1 protein-coding gene is annotated in these 3,893 nt (G+C 59.3%); it reads right to left on the reverse strand.

Translation table 11 applies throughout. The features are described from left to right. Positions 1-467 precede the first annotated feature (467 nt). The gene (locus VEH04_05285) at positions 468-3,161 is read right to left on the reverse strand and encodes a hypothetical protein (protein HYG22178.1); all 2,694 of its coding nucleotides are present in this window, start codon (positions 3,159-3,161) and stop codon (positions 468-470) included. Positions 3,162-3,893: the final 732 nt, after the last annotated feature.

Raw genomic sequence — 3,893 nt, forward strand, 5'->3', positions numbered from 1 at the left:
CGTCCGTGCCGGACTGCCACATACATCGTTGCGTCGCGACCCCAATCTCCGTGCCGCTCAGCCCAATGCCTCCATGCGTCGCCTTTGATCTTTTCGGCAGCGGCCACAATCTGCTTCCAACTCATTCGAGGTTTTATGCTCCTCACCGGCGTCTGCTCGTCCTCGTCGACCTTTCGACCCGACAGCAATGACTGTGCATACGCCGCGGATTCAGACACAGCGTGCGTTGGAGGTTCAGGAGATGGAAACTGGAAGGTTGCTCAAAGATGAGTACATTCCTTACAACCCAAAAACCAGTCGAGAAAACGCCTGCAAGGCCTTTAATTGAAACGGAATTGTGCGCATCTCATTCCGCTCCAAATCGTTGTCTCTGCGACACGAGACAGAGATGAAGACATCTCCACCGTGGTGTTGGTTCCGCCGTGGATCAAGCGTCCTGTTCGAACCAACCCGCGGGCATTGCCGCCTCACTCCTCGGTCCATACCGCGAAATGATGCGCAGCTTGATCTCCCGCGCTCGTGAAGTCTCCGACCGCATAAAGCCGATTGCCCGAGGCTGCGAGGGATACGTGTGTCACCCCTTGCGAATTCCAGAGGCCTGACCCGAGCGGCTCCCACGTTCCGTTCTGCCATTTTGCCACATGACGAGCCGGGATTCCGCCAATGGAAGTGAATGTACCGCCCACGTAGAGTCGCCCGCCGGCCCGGGCCAACGAAGTCACGCGATCCGTTTGCGAGGCGAACGCGCTTCCCGGGGACGACCACTGCAGCCCGTCCCATCTGGCAAGGTTTGTCATCGCCACGCCATTCACCGCAGTGAAGTCGCCGGCGACGATCAACGCCCCCTCGTGCACGATCATTGCAGAAATGGATGGTGGCGTTCCAAAGGGGAACGGCATGGTGCCACTTCTCGAGAACGAACCGGGCAACGTTGTCCAGGCCGTCCCGTTCCATCTGAAAATCGTCGTGCCCAATGCGATGTACAATTCGTCTCCATTGGCTGCCGCGCAGGAATACCCTGAAATAATCACATTGGGCGGAGTGGGAACGAGTGGGACAGTGCTCCACTGAAGGCCATTCCACTTCACAATGTCGCTCACCTGCGCAATGAATGAGGATCGGAGGAGCACATACAGCGTGGTCTCGTCGCTTGCAAGGACGGATGCGGGCGGGCCGGCGAAGGATCCGCTCCCGATCGAGAGCCATTGCTGACCGTCCCAGCGTCCGATGTCACTCCAGCCACCGTTCCACGGCACCTGCATTCCGGGAATCTGGATTTGCCCCGAGACAAACAAATCCCCGTTAACGACGGCTGCCTGTATGGGGCTGTTCACGACCATACCGTTCCCGAGCGAGCGCCATTCCTGTCCCGTCCAGTGCACCGCGTTCGAAATGCCCAGCGTGCCCGCGCGCTGAAGGTTGCCCACCACGTAAGCACCTGCTGGCGAAGCCCCGACGATAGCGGACTGAGGATCGCCAGCCAATCCGTTCGGTACTGCCGAGCCGAGCGGCGACCAACTTGCACCATTCCAGCTTGCAACATTGCCGGCGGGAATGGCGGCAATGGATTCGAATGTGCCGCCGGCGTGCATCTGTCGCCTGAACACGGCTATGTCAAAAACGATTGCTTCACTCTGCACATCGATCGAGTTCCACGCTGGCGAGCCGGGCTGAGCCGCTCGGCCGGTAAGACGCGAGAGCAACCAGAGGACAAGATTGTTTGTGCTGCTCGCGGAGTAACGGGAGGTAGGCGGCAATCCTGCGTAAGCGATTCGGGAAGCGGGACGTTGGTTGACGTGATTGAACTCTCCTGCGGCATAAAGATTCGTGCCGAACCTCGAGAGTCGATAGACGGTGTTGTCAAAGGAGGGGCCTTCTACCCACACCTTGCCCGTCCAGATCGCTGAGTTGCGGACGTCCACGAATCCGACCTCGCTAGTGTCGATTACAAAGGGTGGAAGCCAATCAGAGAAGTGTCCGTTGAAATCGGAGTGGAAAGGACCCCTGGCGGACGGCGGTTCCGTCACGGGAAACGGGGGCAGCGGCGGGAACGGCGGGTTCTGGGGCGCCACGTTCGAACCTCCTGCACGGGTAAAATACCCGGCCGCAAAGACTCGATTGTCGATTGTGACCAGCGAGTACACTGCGGCGGGTTTGGTGTTCTGGGGAAACCCAAAGGTCGGAGCACGCAAACCGTTCTCCAGTCGATCCCACTGGCCGCGCTTCCAGCGGGCAATGTTCTGCGCGGAAGCCGTCCCGGCGCGATCGAATCGCCCGCCTGCGTAGAGCTCGGGACCGCGTCGGGCGAGGGTATAAACCGCTGCATTGTTCGGATTGCCGAATCCGTCAGTAATCCCAGTGGCCAGAGCGGACCATTTGCGCCCGTTCCACACCGCGATATTTGCAGCGGCCACTTCGCCCGCATGATCAAAACCTCCCGCCGCGTACAGCTTGTTGCCATCGACGGCCAGCGCAAGCACCGCGGACGCACCGATGATGCTGTTTGGGGCGCCGCTCAATCCCGATCCAATCGCTGCCCATGCGCGGCCATTCCAGCGCGCGATGTTCGTTGCGGCCGTGTTACCAGCCTGCGTGAAGCTGCCTCCGACGATCAGGTTGCCCCCGCGGACCAGCAGGGCGTACACAGGACCGTTCAGTCCTGCGCCGACGGCGTGCCATTTCTTTCCGTCCCAGCGGGCCAGGTAAGCTGCGTTGGTCCCTTCGGCAGAAGTGAATTCGCCACCCGCGAAAAGATCGTTCCCGCGAGTGGCGAGTGCGAGAACGGCCCCGTTCAGGCCTGGGGGCGGCATGAAGCGCGAGTCCCAGCCGAGCGGGCTCGTCTGTTCCGGTTTGATAAAGTTCGCGGTGAGGTTCAGGTCCCGGTCAATAAACAAGTTCAGCGATTTCGCGGTCGAAAAGACCTCCCCGTTTTCAGTCCAGTTGGAGAATACAAATCCGGGGTTTGGCGCGGCATTCAGATCAACGCGCGCGCCCCAGGGGACGATTCCGCCGCCGCTGATGCGGCCTCCGTCCGCAGGCGCAATTTGGAGGGTAATGTGGTAAGGACCGGGAGTTGGGTCTGGATCCGGGACTTCAATGACGGCGGCTTGGGCGAAAACGGCGCTGACCAGGAGCGCTACGATTGCGGGCGAGTGGTTCATGGGCTGGTTCGGGTTTTCTATTCCTTGTGAGGCGCCTGAGCGCGCAGGGCGGAGCATAGGAACCCGGGTGCCGAAACGCAAGCCGGCAAAACGGCCCGACTGACCCGCCGCAATCAATGCGCGACAATAGAATTGCGTGATGGAAGTGAAGTTTGCTCTCCTGCCGCAGCAATGCTCGCTCGTGGATTTATTCGTTACTGGCTGCCAGTTCTCGTCTGGATGTTCGTCATCTTTTCCGCTTCCGGAGACCGGCAGTCATCCAACCGTTCGTCCCGCATCATCGGCCCATTCTTGCAATGGTTCTTTCCAGGAATCCCTGACGAAAACTTGAACCGCGTGGTGACCATCGCACGCAAATGCGCGCATCTTACGGAGTATGCGATTCTCGCGTGGCTCGTATGGAGGGCAAACGCACGCAGGAGTCGCCAATGGGGTCGCATCTAGAAAGTTGACAATTAAATCTGGAGCTTGGAGACAAACCGATCACGCCCCCGCAACATCTAAACTCAACGGACTCGCCATGCCCGCATCTCACCCAAGAGACCCTATTTGTCAACTCTTTAGACGCGACCCCATTGCATTCCGCGTGTAAACGCGCAATGGGGTCGCATCTAAAACGTTGACAATTGCTTCTGAAGCTTCGCAACAAACCTCTGGCGCTCCGGGTCAGTCGCCAATAAAACTCCAAATCGCTTCACACCTTGTGCAGCCGCTTGATACTTCACACCGACT

The organism is Verrucomicrobiia bacterium (assembly GCA_035629175.1).
GTDB lineage: Bacteria > Verrucomicrobiota > Verrucomicrobiia > Limisphaerales > DASXHY01 > DASXHY01.

Bases quoted from the DNA above. Each gene is read 5' to 3' on its own strand.
- VEH04_05285 (HYG22178.1), bottom strand. From the start codon at position 3,161: ATGAACCACTCGCCCGCAATCGTAGCGCTCCTGGTCAGCGCCGTTTTC.